This is a genomic window from Ruegeria sp. AF8 (genome assembly GCF_056541825.1).
This window is the reverse complement of sequence record NZ_JBQFYW010000057.1, coordinates 1-2,692: the sequence shown is the minus strand read 5'-3', so window position 1 is coordinate 2,692 and position 2,692 is coordinate 1. Positions and strand designations below refer to the sequence as shown.

4 protein-coding genes are annotated in these 2,692 nt (G+C 56.4%); 2 read left to right on the top strand and 2 right to left on the bottom strand.

Annotation, left to right across the window (positions count from 1 at the left end):
* Positions 1 to 362: Tn3 family transposase (locus ACR0AO_RS25285; RefSeq protein ID WP_480609746.1), on the top strand; the 362-nt coding region annotated here is incomplete at its 5' end.
* On the opposite strand, the gene ACR0AO_RS25280 is transcribed toward ACR0AO_RS25285, so the two are convergent.
* Together ACR0AO_RS25280 and ACR0AO_RS25275 are read right to left on the bottom strand one after the other, a co-directional pair.
* Positions 316 to 666: an FAD-dependent oxidoreductase gene (locus tag ACR0AO_RS25280; RefSeq protein WP_480609743.1), complete on the bottom strand. Its 351-nt coding sequence runs from the start codon at positions 664 to 666 to the stop codon at positions 316 to 318. The genes ACR0AO_RS25285 and ACR0AO_RS25280 overlap by 47 nt on opposite strands.
* 29 nt (positions 667 to 695) lie before the next feature.
* Complete coding sequence (locus ACR0AO_RS25275) at positions 696 to 1,403, bottom strand: SDR family oxidoreductase (RefSeq protein WP_480609740.1); 708 nt, start codon at positions 1,401 to 1,403, stop codon at positions 696 to 698.
* Between the two features lie 122 nt (positions 1,404 to 1,525).
* Here ACR0AO_RS25275 and gcvA point away from each other — a divergent pair, with 122 nt between their 5' ends.
* Positions 1,526 to 2,398: a transcriptional regulator GcvA gene (gene gcvA, locus ACR0AO_RS25270; protein ID WP_480609737.1), complete on the top strand. Its 873-nt coding sequence runs from the start codon at positions 1,526 to 1,528 to the stop codon at positions 2,396 to 2,398.
* Positions 2,399 to 2,692 lie beyond the last annotated feature (294 nt).

The window sequence follows — 2,692 nt, the reverse complement described above, 5'->3', positions numbered from 1 at the left end:
AGCGCACGTTGTTTATCATCGAATGGCTCCTCGATACCGACATGCAGCGCCGCGCTCAAATCGGTCTCAATAAGGGTGAGGCTCATCACGCACTGAAGAATGCACTTCGTATCGGGCGGCAGGGGGAAATACGAGACAGAACCACCGAGGGGCAGCACTTCCGCATTGCAGGACTGAACCTGCTCACCGCAATCATCATCTACTGGAATACAAAACAGATCGGCATGGCGGTCGCTCAGCGGAAAAAGCGCGGTTTGAAAACGCCAGAATATCTCCTTGCCCACATATCGCCTCTTGGCTGGGCGCACATCATCCTCACTGGGGAATATCACTGGCGGCAAATGAGGGTGAAAAACGCTTAAAGGGGGATCTAGCACTCAGCCGCACTCGATCCCCATATTGCCCAATCTTCACGTTAATTGGGTTGGCAAATTGCTGGCGCATGCAGTTGTTTGAGGCCCCGGTTTGGGCCTTTGAGAAGGTCGGGTCGGGCTCGACCACAAGAACCTTGCCGTTGAAGTCAGGATTCGAGCCGAGGAACCACGCGGTGCAGGTCCCCATCGTGGCGCCACCGATAATCACGACGTCATAGGCATCGTGCTTCGGGGTTGCTGAAAACACAGGGAGATCCATCTCCCAAGAGGAGTCTTTCGAAGTCGGTTTCATGATGTTGTCTTTCGTCGCTGGAACTCGGATCAGACCGAGCGTGTAACACCGCCATCCACGCGGATGTTCTGGCCAGTTATATAGGCGCCGCCTTCCGAAGCCAGGAAAGCCACGGTCGCGGCAATTTCGTCATACGATTTGCCGTACCGCTCCATCGGGATCTTTGCCAGAAAATCCGGGTTTTCTGGCAGGCTGTCAATGAAGCCCGGCAAGACGTTGTTCATACGCACGTTGTCGGCGGCGTATTTGTCGGCAAACAGCTTGGTATAGGCCGCAAGCCCCGCCCGCATCACGCCCGAGGTCGGGAAGACCGCATCGGGTTCAAACGCCGCAAAGGTCGAGATGTTGATGATCGTGCCCGATTTTTGTTCAAGCATAATCGGCGCGACAATCCGCGTGGCACGTACAGAATTCAGGAAGTAAACCTCCATGCCCTCGTGCCAGTCGTCGTCGCTGATTTCCAGCACCGGCGCGCGCGGACCGTGACCGGCAGAGTTGACCAGCACATCGACGCGGCCCCATTTCTCCATTGCCGCATCGACGAGCTTCTGCATGTCCGCGCTGGATTTGTTGGTGCCGGTCACGCCGATACCGCCCAATTCCTGTGCCAGAGCCTCGCCCTTGCCCGACGAAGACAGAATGGCGACATTGAAGCCGTCAGCCGCAAGCCGACGGGCGCTGTCTGCTCCCATGCCGCTGCCGCCGCCCATAATGATCGCTACTTTCTTGTCAGCCATTTTCCGTCTCCGTGAACCTCGTTGTATCCGTCTGGGTCCAACATCGGGCCTATCACAGCATTTGACCAATCAGTAATTCTGTCTTAACGCTGTAGAAATTCTACTCCCTTGGAGCAAGTACCATGCGCAAGCTACCACCATTGAACTCTTTGAAGGCTTTCGAGGCTTCGGGGCGTCATCTGAATTTCCGGCTTGCGGCGGAAGAGCTTGGTGTCACCCAGGGCGCCGTTGCGCAACAAGTGCGCGCGCTTGAAGAGTTGTTGAAAATCAAGCTGTTTGAACGACAAGCCCGCGGATTGTCATTGACGGATGAAGGCCGGAAATACCTTCCCCCGATCCGCCGCGCCTTCGAGATGATGGCCGAAGCAACAGCCAATCTGTCGCCTCAGGACACCGTGGTGACAATCAGCTCCACCCCCTCTTTTGCAACAAAGTGGCTGGTGCCAAAACTGGGGACACTTGCCCTGGATCACCCCGAGATTCGCGTTCGCACGGACGCATCGAACGCGCTTGCGAATTTCCAGACAGATGGAGTCGACATTGCGATCCGTCAGGGCAAACCTCCCTTCGGGCCGGGCCTTCTGGCCGAGCCGCTGTTCAATGCAGAGCTGATTGCGGTCTGCCATCCGGACCTTGCCGATGGCTCGAACCCGATCCGTTCCCCGCAAGACCTGTTGACCCAGGTACTGCTGGAGGACACTCATGGCCAATGGCCCCTGTTTCTCGAAGCCGCACTTGGCGATCAGCCTGTTTCGGCTCTGAAGACAATGGCGTTCAGCCAAACATCGCTCGCGATTGATGCTGCAATTGCCCGACAAGGCGTGGTGCTGACGAACCGGGAATTTGTCGAGGCTGATCTTCAATCTGGCCGGCTTTGCCAGCCGTTCGATTTCTCGGTGACGACGGAAGAGGGATATTACGTGGTGGCCCCTCGAGCCCCCAGGAAACCTGAAGTTGTGGCAACAGTCAGGAATTGGTTGAAGGAACAATCGTAGCTAACAGGGCGGAAGAGCACTCAAGTCCGCCGCCTCGTTCCAAAGCAATTGTGGCGCGTGATGATTCCCCGACTTTCTCACCTTCTTTGCAATCGACAGCATTGTCCGCTCTTCTGAACTCCGCCTGTCTTCGAGCTTTGCTCGCGCAGCGAATGTCTCCTCTGATGAGCCGCACCGCAGCGATGGTGATCAAGGTCGAACGACGTCTGTGGGTGGCTCCTGCATTGCAAGTGTTTTCTGGTGATTTCTGCGGTCATTTTCGTCAGTACCTTCGTCTGTCCGGCCTGTTTGTGT